This window comes from Candidatus Peribacteraceae bacterium (genome assembly GCA_041661065.1).
Classification (GTDB): Bacteria; Patescibacteriota; Gracilibacteria; order Peribacterales; family Peribacteraceae; genus CAIKAD01.
The window spans coordinates 941779-960227 of the sequence record JBAZVD010000001.1 but is presented as its reverse complement, the minus strand read 5'-3'; the positions used below and the strand labels follow the sequence as shown (position 1 = coordinate 960227).

Genomic DNA, 18449 nt, shown 5'->3' with positions numbered 1-18449 from the left:
AGAAATGCAAAATGATGGGAGTAATTCCTTAGATCGAGTGTGTGGAGCAATCCTTTCTCATTTTACATTTCAAATTTTGCATTCCCAGGCTTCGGATATTGACGACAGCTCCGTGGAAGGGAGGTACACTTTCTCCATGTCCCAGTTCCAGATCCTCACGGATGCGCAGATGGGCATTGCCCGCGAGGGCGGAAAGATCCTGCGCGGCGCATTGGATGAAGTGTCGAAGGCGGCGCGGGAAGGCCTGCGCACGAGCGAGCTGGACCGCATCGCTGAGGAGTACATCCGTTCCCGGAAAGGGGAACCGGTTTTCAAGGGCTACCACGGGTATCCGGCGTCCCTGTGCATCTCCATCAATGACGAATGCGTGCACGGCATCCCCGGCAGCCGGGAATTGCAGAGGGGGGATATGGTCGGCCTCGATTGCGGCGTGAAGTACAGGGGGCTCTGCACCGATGCGTGCGTCACGGTGGTCATCGGCGAGCCGACGGAAGAGCAGAGGCGCCTGCTCGATGCCACGCAGACCGCTCTCAAGAACGCCGTAGGCCTGATCCGTTCCGGCGTCCGCGTCGGGGACATTTCCGCGCGTATCCAGGAAGAGGTGGAGGGGAGGGGGTTCTTCTGCATGCACGCTCTCACGGGGCACGGCTTGGGGGAGAACCTGCACCAGTTCCCGGACATTCCCAACCTGGGCGAGGCGGGCACGGGGCCGCGGATTCCGGCGTTCACCATGCTGGCCATTGAACCCATCACTTCCGTGGGCACACGGAAAATACGCGAAGGGAGCGACGGATGGACACTGCACACGGCGGACGGGTCCCTTTCTGCCCATTTTGAGCACACCGTGCTGGTTTTGCCCGACGGGGGGGAGGTGATTGCATGAAATAAGTCTATATAACAATATTCAACTGTAGCAACACCATTTTAACCCTTTCCCATATAATCAACGGCATTAGGCTTGCTGACGCAAAAAACTGTCTGTAGGATCATTCGGCTCTTGACCCTCTGTTTATCTGTGTCCAAGGATGTAATTGAATTGCTCGGCGTTGTGGAGGAAGCCTATCCCAATGCCACGTTCAAGGTCCGTGTGACCAGTGAACAAGCAAAAGATCATTCACTGCTCTGCCATCTCGCAGGACGCATGAGAGTCCATCGAGTGCGCATTCTTCCGGGCGACAGGGTGAAGATCGAGATGACGCCCTACGACCTTCAGAAAGGCCGCATCGTTTACCGCTTTCTTCCCGGATCTTCCGGGCAACAGACGGTCGGCACGCACACTCCGCCCCCTCCTACCGTACCCTCACCCCAACCCTCTCCCGCACGATGAAAGTCCGTCCCTCCGTCAAACCGCGTTGCAAAGATTGCCGTCTCGTCCTCCGCCGCAACGGCAAGGGGAAGGTGATCCGCCGCATCGTGTGCAAGAACCCGCGTCACAAGCAGCGGCAAGGGTAGCAGTCAGCTGTCAGCGGACAGCGGTCAGTCACTTCTCTTTTCTTCCAACATTATGCTTCGTATCTCCGGCGTCGTTCTCCCAGGCCGAAAGCGCATCGAGATCTCCCTCACGGCGATCAAAGGCATCGGGCGCCCGCTCTCCCGGCGCATCCTCAACGAACTCAGCATCAGCCTGCACGCCCATGCCGACGACCTTTCCGAAACGGATGCCGCCCGCATCCGCTCGCGCGTGGAGAAGGAACTCACGGAAGGCGAGTTGATGCGCAAGGTCTCCATGGACATCAAACGCCTGCAGGATATCGGCACGTGGCGCGGCTACAGGCACCGCCGCAAGTTGCCGGTCCGCGGGCAGACCTCCCGCCGCAACGCGCGCACGAAGCGCGGCAAGAAGAAGACGGGGTTGTCCGGGCGCACCGTTCTTACGAAGACATGATATGTGTTTATTCTTTTCCTTGAGAAGAATTATGAATTAGGAATTACGAATCATGAAAGGCCGACAGATCTCATTCATCATTCTTCATTCTTAATTCTTCATTCTCATCCCTCCCATGGCAGACGCGCAGAAGGCACCAACGGCAGCGGAAATCCTCTCGCAGACGGACCTCCCCGGAGCAGCCGCCCCCTCCGCCGACGAGGCGACGGCGGGCAAGCCCGCGAAGCGCAAGAAGAGCAAGCGGCACGTCCCCCGTGCCCGCGTGTGCATCCATGCGTCCGAGAACAACACCATCATCACGTTCACCGACCCCGCAGGCAATGTCCTCGGCTGGAGCTCGGCGGGCGCCGCGGGCTTCAAGGGTACGCGCAAATCCACGCCTTACGCCGCCAAGGTGGCTGCGGAGACCGCTTCCCTCAAGGTGAAGCCCATGGGCATTGAGTCCGTGGATGTGGAGGTGAAAGGCTTGGGGCCGGGGCGCGAGCAGGCCATCCGCGGCCTGCAGTCAGCGGGCTTCTCCCTGGAATCGATCATCGATGTCACGCCTATTGCCCACGGCGGTTGCCGTCCCACGGGACGCCGCCGCGTTTAATCCCCTTCGCATTTTCTCCTCTCTTCCCCTTCCATGAAGTACACAGGACCCAAAGCAAAGCGCTGCCGCCGACAGGGAATGAACCTGTACGGGAGCGACAAGTACGACAAGATCCTCCAGCGCAAGCCGTACGGGCCGGGCAAGGGACCCCGTGACTTCACGCGCGGGAAGGTGTCCGAATTCGGGCAGCAGCTCAAGGAGAAACAGAAGGCGCGTGACATCTACGGGCTCTCCGAGAAGCAGTTCCACCGCTACTACCTCATCGCCACCAAGGTTTCCGGACAGACGGGCGATGCGCTCAAACAGCTCCTGGAACGCCGGCTGGACAACCTGGTGTACCGCGCGGGTTTCGCCCTCACGCGCCTGCAGTCGCGCCAAATGGTGAGCCACGGCCACTTCATGGTGGACGGCCGCCGTGTCACGGTCCCCTCGTACCAGCTCAGGCCCGGGCAAGTGATCACGGCCCGCCCCCGCAGCCAGACCTCCCCCGTCTTCGTGCCCATCCTCGCCGCGCACGAGAAGTACATGCCCCCCAACTGGCTCAAGGTGGATGCCGCAGGCTTGAAGGCCGAAGTGGTGGGCCTCCCCCAACCCGAGCACGCCGAACAAGCTATCGACGTACGCCAGATTATTGAGTTCTATTCACGCTAATTATTTCGGGGGTCTGTTCCGCCTTCCCCCCTCACTCTTCCTCTCTCCCCCTTCCTCGTTATGCACATCATTCAGGAAGAAATCGGGCTTCCCACATTCACCACCACGCCGGTGAAGAAGGGCGATGACCATCATGCGGTCTTCGCCATCGCCCCCCTCCCCCCGGGATATGGCATGACGCTCGGGAACGCGATGCGACGCGTCCTCCTCAGCAGCTTGCCCGGCGCGGCAGTCACTTCCATCCGCATCAACGGCGTGCAGCACGAGTACACCACGCTCAAAGGCGTGCGGGAGTCCGTGATGGACATCACCCTCAACCTCAAGTCGCTGCGCCTCAAGAAGCACAGCAAGGAGCCCGAGGTCATCACGCTGGAGGCCAAAGGGCCCGGCGCCGTGACGGCCAAGGATCTGAAGGTGAGTTCCGACATCGAGGTGCTCAACCCCGACCTCCCCCTCCTCACCCTGGAGAAGGGCGGTTCCATCGACATGCAGATTACGGTGGAGAAGGGCGTGGGCTACGTCGCCGCCTCCGAGCGAAACAAGAAGCAGAACGAGCCCGGCCTCATTTACGTGGATGCCATCTTCAGTCCCGTCATCAAGGTCCGCTTCGACGTGGAGGCCGCCCGCGTGGGGCAACGCACCGATTTGGAGAAACTGGCGCTGGACGTGACTACGAACGGCTCTCTCACGGCCCAGGAGGCCATGCAGTTCGCTTCCCAGCTCCTGCAGAGCTACTTCGGCTACTTCGCTTCCGACAAGAAGGTGGTGGAACCGGAGTACATGGCGGATTTTTCCCGCGTCACCGCCCAGCAGGTGGAGGATTCCTCGCATCTGCCGGTGAAGGAGAGCTACACCCCCATTGAGATCCTCAACTTCTCACCGCGCACCCTTAACGCCCTCATCAACGCGGGCGTGGGTTCCATCGAGCAGCTCACCAAATGCACGGAGGCAACCCTCAGCAACTTCCGCGGCTTCAGCGCCAAGGCGCTGGAAGAGGTGAAGAAGACGCTCGGGGAACGCGGCCTCAAGCTGGCAGACGAATCCCTGGACGCCTGAGCCATCCTCCTGCACACTCTCCCCCCACCCTCTCCATCCCGACATGCGACACCGCCATTCCCGCCTCCGGCTCCGCTATAAGCCTGCGCACAGCAAGATGCTGCAGCGGAACTTGGTGACGTCCCTCCTCCTCTACGAGTCCATCCGGACGACCAAGAAGAGGGCGGAGGTGGTGCGGCCGATCATTGACCGCATCATCACCCTCTCCAAGACCAAGCAGCCGTACCTCGCCATCCGCGCCATCAACGCCCTGGTGACGCACAAGAACGCCTGCCGCAAGACCATGGATGTGCTCAAGCAGCGCTACGCCTCCCGTACCTCCGGCTTCACGCGCATTGTCCCGCTGGGGAGCCGTGCGGGCGATGGGGCGGAAGTCGTCACCCTGCAGTTGATTGATGCGGAGGGGGTGGAGGTTGTTGGGAGTTCGGGAGAGAAGAGTCCGAAGAGTCCGAGGATTCCGACGAAGAAGGTCAGGCATTCCTCGGTATCGTCGGAATCGTCGGCATCCTCCACCTCCTCCAAGAAATCATGAAGACGACCACTGTGCCAATCACGGCCCCCACCTGGTTCATCCTCGATGCCACGGATGCCGTGCCCGGCCGCTTGGCGACCGTCGTTGCGCACGTCCTGCGCGGCAAGCACAAGCCCAGTTTTTCGCCCCACCAGCTCTGCGGGGACCACGTGATCGTCCTCCATGCGGAGAAGCTCCAGATCCATCCCAAGAAGCGCATCAACAAGCTCTACCGCACGCACAGCGGGTACTTGGGCAGCATGCGCACTCGCAGCCTGGGACAGATGATGGAGAAGAAGCCGGAGGAAGTGGTGCGCCAAGCCGTGTACGGGATGCTCCCCAAGAACCGTCTCCGCTTGCAGATGATGAAGCGCGTGCACATCTTCCAGGGTGATGCGCATCCCTACGCCCCCCAAAAGCCCGTCCCCTTCAACGTTGAACTATGACCCCCGAATCCACCAAAAAGCGCCCCTTCTTCTGGAGTGTCGGTAAGAGAAAGACCGCCATTGCGCGCGTGCGCCTGTACCCCGAAGGGTCCGGCGAAGTGAAAGTGAACGGCCGCAAGATGAAGGAGTACTTCCTCACGCCGTTCCAAATGGAGAACGCCCTGGCGCCCTTCGCGATTGTGGAGAAGAAGAACGCCTACGACGTGGAAGCGGAGATTGAGGGGGGAGGCAAATCCGCCCAGTCCGACGCGCTGCGCCACGGCATCAGCCGCGGCCTTCTCCTCAGTAACCCCGATTTCCGCGTGGAGCTGAAGCGTGCGGGCTTCCTCCGCCGCGATGCGCGCATCAAGGAACGTAAGAAGCCGGGCTTGAAGAGGGCACGCCGCGCGCCGCAGTGGCAGAAGCGTTAAGAATATCCCTCTGGAGGAGCTTTCGGAGGGCATTGGACAATATTGTTAAAAGTGCTAATGTTTACATATGGAGAAATTTGTCGATAAGTACTCGGCATTGAGAGGTTGTGTCGAGCAACACTGTGATCCGGCAGTAGCGGAGAATATCCTGCGCGGCGTGCGAGAGTTGATCGGTGAGGTCTTTATTGCGAGTGAAGAGGCTAGCTTGGCACACGTCTTGGGTGCAGCCGGCGGTTGCGGTCCCCGTGCTTTCACGGAAGCACGGGCATTGGACACTTTCCAAGTTCTGGAGGCGGCGGCAACTATTGCACGAGAGGAAATTGAGATTGCACGGGCAGGCCGTGCCACCATCATTGACACGTCAGAGAGTGTGATAGATCTTCGTCCGCACTGGAAACGTCCTTCTTAGAAACAGGAGAGGTTGGTAGTGGCAGAAGAGATGAGTCCTGCCGGACCGACGGAGAAACCTCCGGTTAACGCTTGGAAAATATTTTCCTCATATTTCATAAAGAGCCCCTATGGAAGCGGAGCACTGTGAACAAACAAAGTGATCAAAACTGGTGATTCATCACCAGGCGGATCTCTTCCTGCGTGAGGGCGCGGTTCAGGAGGAAGAACTCGTCGATGAGTCCGTGGTAGTAACCGGCATACCCGCTCCCGATGGTCACATTCAGGGCTCCCGCCAGGGCGGCTGGATACGAGGCATTGGCTTGCCTGTTCATGGCACCGTTGATGTACCAAAAGAGTTTCATGGCGGAGAGATCCCGTACCAGGCAGACATGCGTCCATGTATTGACGGATACCACAGCCGTGTTTGTTACGAAGCCTTGGTACGGACTGCCGTTCCCGCCATTTGTTCCGTAGTAGTAGGAAAGCGTCCCGTTGGTTTCCTGCGTGATGGTACCCTCCCCGCCGTATGCCTTTGCATACGGGTTACGCCGTGCTGTGAGGTTGGTGGGATAGAGCCACATGCAGATGGTTTGGCTGCCCGTAATACGCAGGGAGACGGGATTCCCCACACTGATGTAATCATCCACGCCGTCGAAGAGGATTGTCTGTCCTCTCTTACCCGTGGTCCACGCCGGCGACCCCACCAGCGTCCCATTATTCCCTTGCCCTGACCCGTCAACAGCCGTCGTCCCCTGCCCCTCGTGAAACGGCCAGTACCCCACGAGCCCTTCCGAACGGTCATTGAAGTGCGGGGACGTCACCTGCGGCCTCCCCCCCAGAGGCTCCCTGTACACCTTGTACCCGGTGTAATTGGCATTCGTTTCCGACGTATCCTGCGGAAGGGCGGCGATGTACTCCGGAATGAGGGCATCCAGGTTCACACAGGTCACATCCGTCGTCACCCCCTGCTTGCAGATGGGCTTGGCCCCGTCATCCGCCATGATGATGCTCTGCGCGTTGGGGAGCGTCCCCTCCTCAATCTGGTACTGCGTGAGGGCATTCTGCAGTTCCCGCACGGTCTGCTTTCTGGAAGCATCCTTCGCGGAGAGGAGCATCTTCCTGGGGCCGATCGCTTCCATCACCACGCTCGCCAAAGCCCCAATGATCCCCACCACGAGCAGGAGCTCGATGAGGGTGAACCCCTCCTTCGTCCTGCGGACTATGCAGGGCAGGCCGCCTTTCTGACGATCCTGCCTCTTGATCCGTGAAAGAAAGCGGGAGGCCGCTCGGGGTGGGAGCGCGTGGGGAAGGGGCATTTCCAAACTATCGTGTCACAGGAGTAAGGCAATCTGAATGATTTGCTGTTGCGGATTGGAGAAAACGTATTCAGATTTCGCCTTTCCTACATCACATTCTCGCGCCCCTGCGCCAGGGCGGCAACCTCCTCCGCCGAGAGGGCGCGGTTGTAGATACGGACTTCGTCAATGAGGCCGTTATAGTAAGTATTTCCTCCTATGCGCAAGGCACTGCTCGTGGTTGTCAATGCGCCACCGCCTGCACGGCTTCCTCTCGCAATCCCGTTGACGTAGAGCTGCCCTCCCCTGGTCGCTTCGTACGACAGACAGATGTGCGACCATGTAGAAGCCGCCACCGTGTACGAACTGGAAATCGATCCCCATACCCCTCCGCGGGTTGCATAGAAGTAGGTTGATCCGGCCGCAGTCCTGTAGAGCCTGAAGTTTGCCGCCGTGGATCCGCCGTATTTTTGGAGGGGATGGGCTGATACCGTCATGGTACGCGGATAGAGCCACGCACAGACGGTCAAATCGCCGGCGATATCCAGCACATTCGTATCGGGTACATTCACGTAGTCATCTGTCCCGTCAAAATCGAGCGCCATTCCCACCTGTCCCGTGGTCCATTGCGGGCGATTATTCGCTCCCGTTGTCCCGTTGAGCGTCCCATTATTCCCTTGCCCCGATCCGTCAACAGCCGTCGTCCCCTGCCCCTCGTGGAACGGCCAATACCCCACGAGCCCCTCCGAACGGTCATTGAAGTGCGGGGACGTCACCAGCGGCCTCCCCCCCAGAGGCTCCCTGTACACCTTGTACCCCGTGTAATTGGCATTCGTTTCCGACGTATCCTGCGGAAGGGCGGCGATGTACTCGGGGATGAGGGCATCCACATTCACGCAGGTTGCATCCGTCGTCACCCCCTGCTTGCAGATGGGCTTGGCCCCGTCATCCGCCGTAATGATGTCATCCACATTCGGAAGCGTCCCCTCCTCAATCTGGTACTGCGTGAGGGCATTCTGGAGTTCCCGCACGGTCTGCTTTCTGGAAGCATCCTTCGCGGAGAGGAGCATCTTCCTGGGACCGATCGCCTCCATCACGATGCCCGCCAAAGCCCCGATGATCCCCACCACGAGCAGGAGCTCGATGAGGGTGAACCCCTCCTTCGCCAAGGCTATGGAGGGCAGAGTCTTCCTCATCCCGTGCATCGGAGGAAAGAAGTTGCGCACGTGGGAGAATCTTCGCCGGGAATGGAGAAGATGCGGATGGGAAACCATCAGGTTCCACTATACTCCCCCGTTCCTTCCCGTCACGGTTGACGCGGAACCTCAGATTGTGAGCTTCACGTAATACAAAGTCTTTCCCTCTTCCGTATCCAAGATGAATTTGGCGTCCAATGCGGAGAGTTGGAGGATGGTTTGGCACATCTTGAGGAGCATGGTGGGCGGGATGGTGACACCCGCTTCCAAGCACGTGGCGCACAAGCCTGCGGCGTCCTTGGAGCGCAAATACGGTTCGCCCCTTTCCTGGATGACGTTCCGGAGGGCTTCCTGCACCTGCACCACGTAGCGCTCCACGTAGGGCTCCAAATCCTCCACGGGCACTTCGTGCACCTCGGGAAGGGCTGCAACGATATCCAGGTCGCTGCGGATGGCGTGGGCAATACAGGCTTCAATGGACATGGGTTTGTGTGTGGGAAATCCGACTATGATACCAAAAATCAGCCTCTTACGGAAGGGGTGATGACCCGGAGAGGAGGGGAGCCCTTGCAATGGGGGAGAAGTGTGCCCAAACAAACAGGAAGCCCCGAGCGTTGTCGAGGGACTTCCTGTGCACAGATGCCGATGTAAGAGGTTACAGACTCATTTCCACCACCTTTGCCATGATCTTGGCCACTTCTGCACGGTTGATGTTGGCGTTGGGGCGGACGGTGCCCTTGGGGATCCCTGCCGCGTCCGTATCGCCGTTGATGATCCCTAAGCGGGTGGCGGTGGCAAGGGCGCGGACATGCGGATGGGAAATGGGCAGGTCGCTGTAGACGTTTGCCTGCGCCTCATCCAACTGCAAGCCAAGGGATTCGAGCACCGTCTGAAGAACGGCTCCGCGCGTCGCGGGAAGGTTTACGTCCAAGGAGGGGCCGTACACGGAGAGGTTCAGGTCTTCCGCAAGCTTGATGTACCGTTCCGACCACTGGCCGGCGGCGGAGCTGTTCTTGGGGGCTCCGGAAACCGAACCGGGGTTCTTCTTGGCGGCTTCCAAAGCCATCTTTGCGATTTCGGCGTAGGTCACGGGATTCCCCGGGCCGTATTCGCCGGTGAGGTTGCCCTTCGCATCCTTGTATCCCGAGGCAATGGCTTTTCCCACGACGGTGGAAACGAACTTCGCGAACCACGCTTGCACGGGGATGTCCTTGAAGACCAGTGCCTTGCCTTCCACCATTACTTGCAGCAGGCCCCGCACGTTGGGGAGGGCGGTCTCCTGGACGGTGGCTGTGGAGGACGCTGAAGAAGCAGCCGATGAAGCGGGGAGAGATCCTCCCCCTCCTCCCCCTCCGCTTCCCCTGCGGGAACCCTGGCCGGCGGTGCTTTCTGTGGACGCGGTTGTAGCAGCTTCCGAGAGTGTGGAGGTATCCGAATAGGAGAGAAGGTCTTGCGCATCGGTGTACTGAAGGTAGATGACGGTGGCGCCGGGGCTCTGCAGCGTCCCGTCACCGGCTGCCGCGGTGGCAGCGGCGGTGACAATGGAACCGCGGAAGAGTCCGGAGGTGACGCTCGTTTCGGTCAACGTGACCGTTTCCGAGTCTCCTCCTCCCGAGACGGTGACCGTCACGGTATCCGCAACCGTGCCATCGATGTTCTCATCCGCGTCCGTCAGCGTGAAGTACGCGGAATCCCCCAGGACAGTCGTATTCACGGCGGCGTACGTGCTGTCCGTGATCAGGACGTCGGAGGCGGCGTGGTAGAGCATGCCCGCCCCTTCCGTGAGCGTTGCGAGGTTGGTGAACGTCGTGTCCGTCGCGGTGAGCGTGAAGGTGCTGAGGGCGAGGATAGAGCCGGCACTGATCTGCAGGGAGGTGGAGACGGTCAGGTTATCCGTGAGGGTGGTGCTCACGGAGGAGGCGATCACCAGGTTGGGGATGCTCTGCCCGTCCAGGTTGAGGTTCTGCGTGTGGCCGTTGAGCGTGAGGGAGCCTGCGGACATGGTCCACGTTGCGGCATCGTTCACCTTGATGCTGCCCGACGCCGTGATATTGCTGTTGGTCGTGAGCGTCGCCTGCGCCGCGTTGGCCAGCGTGACGCCGCTCTCCACGCGCATGGCTTTGCTGTTGGTGGCAAGGTCCATGTTGCCGAGCGTGACGAGGAGGGTGCCCGAGAGCGCGAGGTCGCCGCTCGTGGCGATGATGATGTCATCGGCGTCCGTGTCGCCGGTATTGTTGATGGTGAAGCGCTGGAACTTCACCGTGGCGGTGGAGCCCGTGGTGATGGTCTGGTCGGTGGCGCCGTCAAAGATGATGGTGCCCGTGGAGGTGAAGTTGGAGTAGGCGGATGTGGCGCCTTTGGTGATGGAGAGGCTGCCGCTGAGCGTCAGGTTGCCGCCCGTGCGTCCTCCCGGGAAGGTGATGATACCTCCCGTTTGGGTGTAGCTGCCCCCGATGTTCACGGAGCCCGTCCCCCCCAAAATCCTTCCGCTCCCCACCCGTACGTGGGAGGAAACGGCGAGAGTGCCGGAACCCATGGTGAGTGAGCCCGACCACGTGGGGGCGATGATCAGTTTCGTGAGGGAGGCCGCCGTTCGGAGGCGCAATGCGGCGCCCGAGAAGGAGAGGACGGCGGTGTCGCTGGCGCCCGGAACGGCGTGGGATCCGCCGGTGCCGCCTTTTTCGACCGTAGACCAGTTAGCGGCCGTTTCCCAGCGACCGTCGCTGCCGACCCAATAGTAGGTGGCCGCGTTGGCGTGAGAGAAGAAGAGGAAGGAGCCGGCGAACACGGCAGCCGCAAAAAGCAGCAGACGCGCATGTGCACGCAGTCCCCCGCAGAGTGTGGACTCCATAGAGGTGGGAAGGGAAATTAGTCTCCATTATCGCGAATGATCCTGCCATCCCGCAAACACTCGCGCTACCGCAGAACTCATTCTCATGATCTGGTACTACTGTCTCCCGGGGGCGTTTCGGCGGAGGTCAGTTCACTGCCATGATGCTCGGCATGATTTCCGCCAGGGGCGCTTCCACCACAATGCGGCTGCGCCAGTCCTTTCGGATGGTGTAGCCGACGGTTTCCCCGTTTGCCAAAGGGTCGGACGGGAGGTCGGCGACGTACTCGGGAACGAGCATGGAGAGGTTGATGTACGTGCAGGACGTCGCGTTGATGCTGCAGATCTGCTGCGGGACATCCGTAAGGGTGGAGGGCAGCGTGTTGTTGTTTTCCATGATGAACTGGTTCATGGCGTTCACCAGCGTCAGCACGTCGCTCTGCCGCTTGGCATCGTGAGCCTTGGCGAGGTGCAGGGACGGGTTGATGGCGGTGATGACGATGTAGGCAAGGAAGCCGATGATGGTGATGGAGAGGAGGAGCTCCACGAGCGTGAAGCCTTTTTTCATCCTCTTTCCGGCGCGGAGAAGTCCGCGTGGGTATTCCTGCTTGTACGGTGTGCGTTCGCCGAGATGGCCCATAGGACTGGACTACGGGGAAGGGATGCAGAAACTTTCGTTGGGGGGACGCTTCTTGTCAAGGTACGGGAGTTGCGCGGAGGGGAGAATGTGATACGCATTCGCGATGTTCCGGCACAGTCTCACGGCGCGAGTTCCGTGTACACCACGAGCCGCTCCCGGTATTGCCGGAGCTCCGTGTCCCATATTCCCCCGCACGTGATCAAGTTGAGACGGCGTGTTCCGGTATCACCGAAGATGCGTTGCAGGGGGGCTTGCGTCCCCTCCACCCGTTCGCTGCCGGTGACGAGGAACTTCTTCTTCCCTCCGTTTGAATCCGTCACGAACATGCTGTCACCCGCGCGCAGTTGTTTGAGGCGCCAGAACACGGCCGGTCCCGTTGCGGAATCCAAGTGCCCCGCGATCACCGCGCTTCCCGGTTCCCCCGGTTGCGCCCCGAAGCGGTACCAGGAAACCGCGGAAGGGGAGGAGGGGGAGGCCATGACCTTCTCCTCGGTGAGGCCGACGGTTTCTATGGGGGCGTTGATGCCGAGCCGCGGAACGGTGAGGCGCGCCGGCACCAGGAGACGTTCCGCCCGGGAATCCTCCCACGCCACGCTCACGTGGAGGGGAAGGGTGGGGGGCGCCGATGTGGGATTCTCCGCTGCGGGAAGCGTGACGGGCGGAGGGGCATCCTCCCGCGCGATGGCCAGGCCCGTGAGCACCGTCATGGCGAGGAGCAGGGGCGTGAGGAGGGTGAGGATGAATTCCGGCCGACGGTGACGCGGTGGGCGCTTCATGAGCTTTCGGTGGGGGGTCGGATCATTCCGCCATGCCGCCCAAGCCCGTATCCGGCAACCCTTCGGGCGTGGTGCCCGTCTCGGTTCCCGACGCAGGAAGGACTTCCCCGGAGGATGTGCCGTCCTCATCTGTCAGGTCCGACGAGACGCCGTCATCGCCCGTTACAGTTTCCGACGATGCGCTCGCGTCCGCTGCAGAGCTCACTGCCGCCGCGCTGCTCACGGACCTCGCACTGCTCGACGACGTGTCCTGCGTAAGGCTCTGGAGAAACCCTTCCAAGCCCCCTTCTTGGTCACCTGCCGAGAAGAGCGCATCAGCCGACGAGCCCGTTTGGTCCTGCGCCATACCCAGTTCCGCCACGGATGGGAGAATGAGGGCAGCGGTGACGACCAGAGCCGCCACAAGTACCACTTTTTTCATAAGGTGTGGGAAGGAAAAGGAAATAGAGATGCGTTCTGTATGACGCGCTCCCAGGAATGCTCTTTCCGAAGCCGAAGCGTATTTCTGCGTGGGAGAATGGAGTTAACTTCTCACCCACATGCCCCCTCCCGCGTTCTTCGCCCCGCCGCTCAATTCCATCATGGTAAGTGCGGCATTGATTCGTCCCGCCTCCATCTTCAGGCGTTCGGTGAGCTGGTCGATATCCTGCGGCATCCCCGTGAGGACGGCGTACACCGCCGCTTCGTCCTTCCCCTGCGGGGTGAAAGCGGATTCCCTCTGCGCCGGCGCCACCATTCCCAGTTCCCGCAGGACGGCGGAAGGATGGTCGGCGAGCATCGCTTGGCGCCTCTTGAGGAGCGCATGGCACCCCGCGTAGTTGGGGTCGAATACTTCCCCCGGCACCGCGAACACGTCGCGGCCGTACCCGAGCGCTAGGTCCGCCGTGATCAACGCGCCGCTCCCCTCGGGGGCTTCCAGCACCACCGTGGCGAGCGAGAGCCCGGCGATGATGCGGTTGCGCGCGACGAACGTGTACTTCTCCGGGTTCTTGAAGAGGGGGAACTCGGAAAGGAGGAGCCCGCCCGCCTCCACGATCTCGTCCGCGAGCCCGCGGTTCCCCCGGGGGTACACCATCCCCAAGCCGTGGCCGAGAACCGCCACTGTCCGTCCGCCGCAGCGGATCGTCTCACGCGCCACTTCGGCATCGATGCCCTCCGCGAGCCCGCTCACGGTCACCACGCCCGCGGCGACGAAATCGGGGACGAAGTGCCCCACCACGCGGCGCCCGTAACGGCTCATCGCGCGGGTCCCCACGAGGCCGATGCACGGTTGCTCCAGAAGGGTGAGGTCGCCCTTGGCGTAGAGGAAGGGGGGAGGGTCCTCCACCTGCAGGAGGCGCGCGGGGTACTCGTTCTCCGCGAGGGTGAAGAACCGGATCCCCTTTTCCTCCAGCGCGGAGGCATAGCGTTCCGCATCGAAATCTTCCGTGAGGGTGAGCGCTTCGCGCACCGTTTCCTCCCGGCACCCCAAGCCGCGCAGGAGCTCTTCCCCCAGGTGCTTCGTCGCATCGTCCAAGCTCCCGTACACCTGCAGCAACGCGTCGTAGCGTTCCTTGGTGAGGACGTTGAGGGAGGACCAGAGGAGGGAGGAGGGGGAAGGTGCCATGGAACCAGCCTAACAAGGGCGGGAAGACCGTGGGAAGGGGATTCAAAAAGGATTCGACAGCCCAAACGCCACCTGATAGTCTTTAGCCCCGCGCAGGAAGGGTTTCAGACGTTCCATGCCTGCGTAGAACGCCCCCCGGTCTTTCCCCGCTTTCCTCCATCCAAGCCGCCCTAGCTCAGTGGTAGAGCATCGGTATCGTAAACCGAGGGTCTCGGGTTCAAATCCCGAGGGCGGCTCCATCCGGCTTCGTCCCGCGTGCGCGGGACTACGCCGAGATCATCATTACATCACATTCCTCCCATTTCTGTACCTTGCAGAACGGAACGGAACAAGGAGAAAATACTGCGCCTCTCTCCTCTCCATGCCTCCATCCTCCTTCCACCGCCTGCGGAAAGGGTTCACGCTCATAGAACTCATCGTTGTTATGGGCATTATCGGCGTCCTCACGTTCATTACCATCGCCGCCATTAATCCCAGCCGCCAGCTGAGCGCCACACGTGACGCGAGCAGACAATCGGACGTGAACACTATCCTCAACGCCGTCTCCCAGTTCCTGATCGATGGGAATACCCTTCCCACGAGCATCACGCAAACCGCGCAGGAAATCTGCCGCCCGGAATTCCCCGGCTGCCCCGGTGTGGACCTCTCCGTTCTCGTCACGCAGAATTACCTCACAGGCATTCCCGCCGATCCGCTCGCAATAGGGGAGGGGACAAACTACTTCATCCGCACGACAGGCAATAGCCGTGTGGCTGTAGAGGCTCCGGGGGGTGAACTGACTGCGAGCATCATCGTGTTGCGCTGAGGGGCAGATAACGATGAGGGAGATGACGGAGAGAACAGCAAAAAACGTGGGCGTGCGGGCGTCATTCGATGTAGTATGGGGAACCTTGTCATTCCCAACCCCCCCTCGCAGGCTCCCCCCCTTCCCGGTCCTGGCGCAGCGCGCCTGGAGGAACATGGCGGCGCACCCCAGGGAGCTCCTCACCGTCACCTTCGCGTTCTGGACGGTGTTCGCCGTGCTCGACGCTCTGCACCTGGCCACCCTCACGCTGCTCCGCGCGCGCATGGTCACGGCATTGGATATCCCCAGCATCCTCTCCTTGCGCATGGCGCTGATGGCGGCGCCGTTCAACGTGCTCTATCTGTGCGCCGCCGCGGTACTCCTCCTCGGCGCCGCGTTCTCCGCCATCATCCTCCTGCGGTTCGGCGGAACGATGCAGCATGTGAGCGACGGATTAGGCAAGAGGTTCCTACCCGCGCTGCGGCTGTGTGTGCTCTTTGCTCTCCACTCGTTCCTCTGGGTTCCGCTGCTCGGCATCGCCGCCGGCAAGTTCCTCTTCGCGGAGTACGGTGACCTGATCATCGCGGTGGAGATGGTGGGGTTCGTCACCTTCCTCTCGCTGGCGCCGCGCTTCGCCCTCAGCCCGTTCTTCCTGGCGGAGGGGCTGGGCGCGCGGGAGAGCCTGCTCCTGAGTATGGAGCGCAGCCGCGGATACCGCTGGAGTATCGCCTCCGGCATCTCGCTCTTCCTCCTTCCCCTGGGGATCCTGTTGGCGCTCCTCCTCTTCTTCCTCCCCGAGCCCTCGGCTTCCGCGTTCTTCGCCATCCTTGTGGAAACGTTCCTGATGATGGCCACGCTCATCGTGGCCACGGCGTTCTACGTGCAACTGGGGCTCGCCATCCTCAGCGCACCCCTCCTCTCCACGTCCGAGGAACACGGGAACATCAAGATTGCAACACCGGCTCCGGAGATCTTCTCCGGGTCACGCGCGGCCGACGTCGGCGGCAACTTCCACGATTTTCAGGAAGGACTCGGACTTCAGGGAAGCCCCGCCGATGAGCCCGCCGTCAATGTCGGGCTGGCCCAGTAGCTCCTTGGCGTTCTTCTCATTCATGGAGCCGCCGTACAGGATGCGGACGGAGGCGCGCCGTTCCGGCGCAATGAGGGAGCGGATGAAGGCGTGCATTTCCTGCGCCTGTTCGGGCGTGGCATTCTTGCCCGTGCCGATGGCCCACACGGGTTCATAGGCGATGACCGATACGTCCGAGGGCAGGGCTGCGAACTGCCGTTGCACCACGTCTCGCTCTTTCCCCGCATCCCGCTCCTCCTGCGTCTCTCCTATGCAGACCACCGGTTCCAACCCCGCATCGAGTGCCGCCTGCGCCTCCCGTGCCACGAAGGCGTCGGTCTCACCGTGGCCTTGGCGCCGCTCGCTGTGCCCGCACAACACGTAGGTGCAGCCGAGGTCGCTGACCATGGCCACGCTCACGTCCCCCGTATGGGCGCCGGCAGGATCAGGGTGGCCGCACTGTGCGCCTGTGTTCATTTCCGCATCCACGCATTGTGCAAGGTCGAGGAACGTGGGGAAGACGATCACATCCACATCCGGCCGTGGCCGGTAGGGGGAATCGGCGGCATCCCAACCGAGGGGCGGGGGATTCATTTTCCAGTTTGCCGCGATGAGGGGGGTGCGCATGGAGGAAGAATAGCACAATCTCCCTCTCCCCTAGCCCCTCCCCCAAGGGGGGAGGGGAATGTTTATGTTTTGTGGTTGTTTCTCACTTCGAGTATGCAATATCGAAGAAACAAACACATACATCCCCCTCTCCCTTCGGGAGAGGGGCTAGGGGAGAGGGGTCATTTCTTCACCAATCCCTCCACCGCCTTGAGGACTTCCACGGGCACCCACCTTCGCCCCTGGTTCATCAGCTCGTTCCCATCCAGTCTATTCAGGGCAAGCAACTGCAAGGCTACGGTGGGCAGGCCATCCGCCCCTCCATACCATTCAGCGCTTCGCGAGGCCTTCCACCGCCTTGAGGACTTCCACGGGCACCATCCAGACCGTCGTATTGCTCTGGTCCGAGCTGATGTCGTTGATGCTCTGGAGGGTACGCAGGTGCAGGGCGCCGGGGATCTGGGCGAGCATCTCCGCCGCCTTCGCAATATTCGCCGCTGCGCCCACTTCACCTTCGGAATTGATGATCACCGCCTGCTTCTCGCGTTCCGCTTCGGCGACTTTCGCAATCGTCCGTTTGAGGGAATCCGGTAGCACGATGTCCTTGAGTTCCATGGACTGAACGTCCACGCCCCACGTCTCGGAGACGGCGTCCACGGCCATCTTGATGTTCTCACTGACCTTCTGCTTCTCGGCCAAGAGCTGGTTCAAGTTCACCTCGCCCACAGCGTTGCGCATGGTGGTCTGCGCCAGCTGCGACACGGCATTGAAGAAATCCTCCACCTCGATCACGGCTTTCTCCGCGTTTGCCACCTTGAAGTAGATGACGGCGTTGATACGGATGGGGATGTTGTCCTTGGTGATCGCCTCCTGGTCCGGCACGTCCACCGCCTTGATGCGCACATCCACCTTGGCCAGCCTCTGGAACACCGGGATGAGCAAATGCCATCCCGGACCCCACGTGCGTGCGTACTTCCCCATGGTGAACAGGATCCCGCGCTCGTACTGGTCCACCTGCCGGATCATGGTGATGAGAAGGACGATGACGATGATGCCGATGGTGATGAGGGTGGGGAAGGACATAGGACGGGGGAATGATGGGAGAATAGTAGGAGGGAAATGCAAAATGCAAAATGGAAAATGCCGGATTTCTTCCGTGTGCCATGCAAACTGTCATTTTGTATTTCTCATTTCTCATTTTTCATTTTATCATCCAATCATGCCGTTACCCCCAAGAATCGTCCTCGCCTCCGACCATGCCGGTTACTCCTTAAAGGAGGAGATCAAGAAGCACCTTCTGGAGAAGGGGATCGACGTTATCGACGAGGGGACGTTCAGCGAGGAGCCCGTGGATTATCCCGCCCTCATGCGCCGCGGATGCGCCGTGGTTCTGGAGCAGAAAGTGCCCGGCATCCTCCTCGGCGGGAGCGGGAACGGCGAGGCGATGGCGGCCAACAAGGTGCGGGGGATCCGCGCGGCCGTGGTGTACAGCGACGAAACGGCGCGGCTTGCCCGCGCCCACAATGACGCCAACGTGATGGCGCTGGGCGGCCGGCTCACCAAGGCTGCGGATGCCAAGAGGTTCGCGGATATCTTCCTCACGACGGAATTCGAAGGGGGGAGGCACACACAGCGTGTCCAGGATCTCGAGTAGGGACGCGGCATGCCGCGTCCTTACGAACAGCGCATGTGGGTGTGCCTCCCCC

General features: G+C 61.1%; 23 protein-coding genes, 1 tRNA gene and 1 pseudogene. 15 read left to right on the top strand and 10 right to left on the bottom strand.

All coding sequences use genetic code 11. The features are described 5' to 3' along the window. Positions 1-136 precede the first annotated feature (136 nt). From map to WC698_04325, 11 genes and pseudogenes are all read left to right on the top strand, one after another. Positions 137-883 carry a type I methionyl aminopeptidase gene (map, locus tag WC698_04375; protein ID MFA6039470.1) on the top strand — a complete coding sequence of 249 codons (747 nt, stop codon included), beginning with the start codon at positions 137-139 and terminating at the stop codon, positions 881-883. Between the two features lie 132 nt (positions 884-1015). Continuing rightward, positions 1016-1237 (top strand): annotated as a pseudogene (gene infA / locus WC698_04370) (translation initiation factor IF-1). A gap of 86 nt (positions 1238-1323) precedes the next feature. Next, entirely contained in the window at positions 1324-1452 is a 129-nt protein-coding gene (rpmJ, locus tag WC698_04365; protein ID MFA6039469.1) for a 50S ribosomal protein L36, read from the top strand. 52 nt (positions 1453-1504) lie between these two features. Then, entirely contained in the window at positions 1505-1885 is a 381-nt protein-coding gene (gene rpsM, locus WC698_04360; GenBank protein ID MFA6039468.1) for a 30S ribosomal protein S13, read from the top strand. Between the two features lie 115 nt (positions 1886-2000). After that, positions 2001-2477: a 30S ribosomal protein S11 gene (gene rpsK / locus WC698_04355; GenBank protein MFA6039467.1), complete on the top strand. Its 477-nt coding sequence runs from the start codon at positions 2001-2003 to the stop codon at positions 2475-2477. Positions 2478-2510: 33 nt separating this feature from the next. Continuing rightward, the gene (gene rpsD / locus WC698_04350; protein MFA6039466.1) at positions 2511-3128 is read left to right on the top strand and encodes a 30S ribosomal protein S4; all 618 of its coding nucleotides are present in this window, start codon (positions 2511-2513) and stop codon (positions 3126-3128) included. Between the two features lie 60 nt (positions 3129-3188). Continuing rightward, positions 3189-4184, top strand: a complete 996-nt coding sequence (locus WC698_04345; GenBank protein MFA6039465.1) for a DNA-directed RNA polymerase subunit alpha — start codon at positions 3189-3191, stop codon at positions 4182-4184. Between the two features lie 43 nt (positions 4185-4227). After that, entirely contained in the window at positions 4228-4716 is a 489-nt protein-coding gene (gene rplQ / locus WC698_04340; protein MFA6039464.1) for a 50S ribosomal protein L17, read from the top strand. After that, positions 4713-5141, top strand: coding sequence for a 50S ribosomal protein L13 (rplM, locus tag WC698_04335; GenBank protein ID MFA6039463.1), 429 nt, complete (start codon positions 4713-4715; stop codon positions 5139-5141). The genes rplQ and rplM overlap by 4 nt, the downstream gene beginning before the upstream one ends. After that, a complete protein-coding gene (gene rpsI / locus WC698_04330) occupies positions 5138-5551 on the top strand; it encodes a 30S ribosomal protein S9 (protein ID MFA6039462.1) in 414 nt (137 codons plus the stop codon). Before rplM ends, rpsI begins: the two co-directional genes overlap by 4 nt. A gap of 67 nt (positions 5552-5618) precedes the next feature. Then, complete coding sequence (locus tag WC698_04325; protein MFA6039461.1) at positions 5619-5960, top strand: hypothetical protein; 342 nt, start codon at positions 5619-5621, stop codon at positions 5958-5960. 142 nt (positions 5961-6102) lie between these two features. On the opposite strand, the gene WC698_04320 is transcribed toward WC698_04325, so the two are convergent. From WC698_04320 to dprA, 8 genes are all read right to left on the bottom strand, one after another. Further along, complete coding sequence (locus WC698_04320) at positions 6103-7257, bottom strand: LamG-like jellyroll fold domain-containing protein (protein MFA6039460.1); 1155 nt, start codon at positions 7255-7257, stop codon at positions 6103-6105. A gap of 86 nt (positions 7258-7343) precedes the next feature. Continuing rightward, entirely contained in the window at positions 7344-8432 is a 1089-nt protein-coding gene (locus WC698_04315) for a LamG-like jellyroll fold domain-containing protein (protein ID MFA6039459.1), read from the bottom strand. A 129-nt stretch (positions 8433-8561) separates the two neighbouring features. Further along, positions 8562-8915, bottom strand: a complete 354-nt coding sequence (locus WC698_04310) for a hypothetical protein (protein MFA6039458.1) — start codon at positions 8913-8915, stop codon at positions 8562-8564. Between the two features lie 172 nt (positions 8916-9087). After that, positions 9088-11283 (bottom strand): S-layer homology domain-containing protein, encoded by a 2196-nt coding sequence (locus WC698_04305; protein ID MFA6039457.1) that lies wholly within the window; start codon positions 11281-11283, stop codon positions 9088-9090. Between the two features lie 127 nt (positions 11284-11410). Beyond that, entirely contained in the window at positions 11411-11902 is a 492-nt protein-coding gene (locus WC698_04300) for a type II secretion system protein (protein MFA6039456.1), read from the bottom strand. A gap of 119 nt (positions 11903-12021) precedes the next feature. Next, positions 12022-12678, bottom strand: a complete 657-nt coding sequence (locus WC698_04295) for a class F sortase (protein MFA6039455.1) — start codon at positions 12676-12678, stop codon at positions 12022-12024. A gap of 22 nt (positions 12679-12700) precedes the next feature. Continuing rightward, a complete protein-coding gene (locus WC698_04290) occupies positions 12701-13099 on the bottom strand; it encodes a hypothetical protein (protein ID MFA6039454.1) in 399 nt (132 codons plus the stop codon). Between the two features lie 102 nt (positions 13100-13201). Further along, the gene (gene dprA / locus WC698_04285; GenBank protein MFA6039453.1) at positions 13202-14284 is read right to left on the bottom strand and encodes a DNA-processing protein DprA; all 1083 of its coding nucleotides are present in this window, start codon (positions 14282-14284) and stop codon (positions 13202-13204) included. 164 nt (positions 14285-14448) lie between these two features. Between dprA and WC698_04280 the strand changes: the two genes are divergently transcribed. The 3 genes from WC698_04280 to WC698_04270 all read left to right on the top strand — a co-directional run bounded on the left by WC698_04280 (position 14449) and on the right by WC698_04270 (position 16158). Beyond that, positions 14449-14523: transfer RNA gene (locus WC698_04280), tRNA-Thr, on the top strand. A 122-nt stretch (positions 14524-14645) separates the two neighbouring features. After that, entirely contained in the window at positions 14646-15089 is a 444-nt protein-coding gene (locus tag WC698_04275) for a prepilin-type N-terminal cleavage/methylation domain-containing protein (GenBank protein ID MFA6039452.1), read from the top strand. Between the two features lie 85 nt (positions 15090-15174). Then, positions 15175-16158 (top strand): hypothetical protein, encoded by a 984-nt coding sequence (locus tag WC698_04270; GenBank protein ID MFA6039451.1) that lies wholly within the window; start codon positions 15175-15177, stop codon positions 16156-16158. On the opposite strand, the gene tpiA is transcribed toward WC698_04270, so the two are convergent. Beyond that, positions 16051-16764, bottom strand: a complete 714-nt coding sequence (gene tpiA, locus WC698_04265) for a triose-phosphate isomerase (GenBank protein MFA6039450.1) — start codon at positions 16762-16764, stop codon at positions 16051-16053. The genes WC698_04270 and tpiA overlap by 108 nt on opposite strands. Before the next feature lie 309 nt (positions 16765-17073). After that, a complete protein-coding gene (locus WC698_04260; protein ID MFA6039449.1) occupies positions 17074-17826 on the bottom strand; it encodes an SPFH domain-containing protein in 753 nt (250 codons plus the stop codon). Between the two features lie 136 nt (positions 17827-17962). Between WC698_04260 and rpiB the strand changes: the two genes are divergently transcribed. Next, positions 17963-18397: a ribose 5-phosphate isomerase B gene (rpiB, locus tag WC698_04255; protein MFA6039448.1), complete on the top strand. Its 435-nt coding sequence runs from the start codon at positions 17963-17965 to the stop codon at positions 18395-18397. Positions 18398-18449 lie beyond the last annotated feature (52 nt).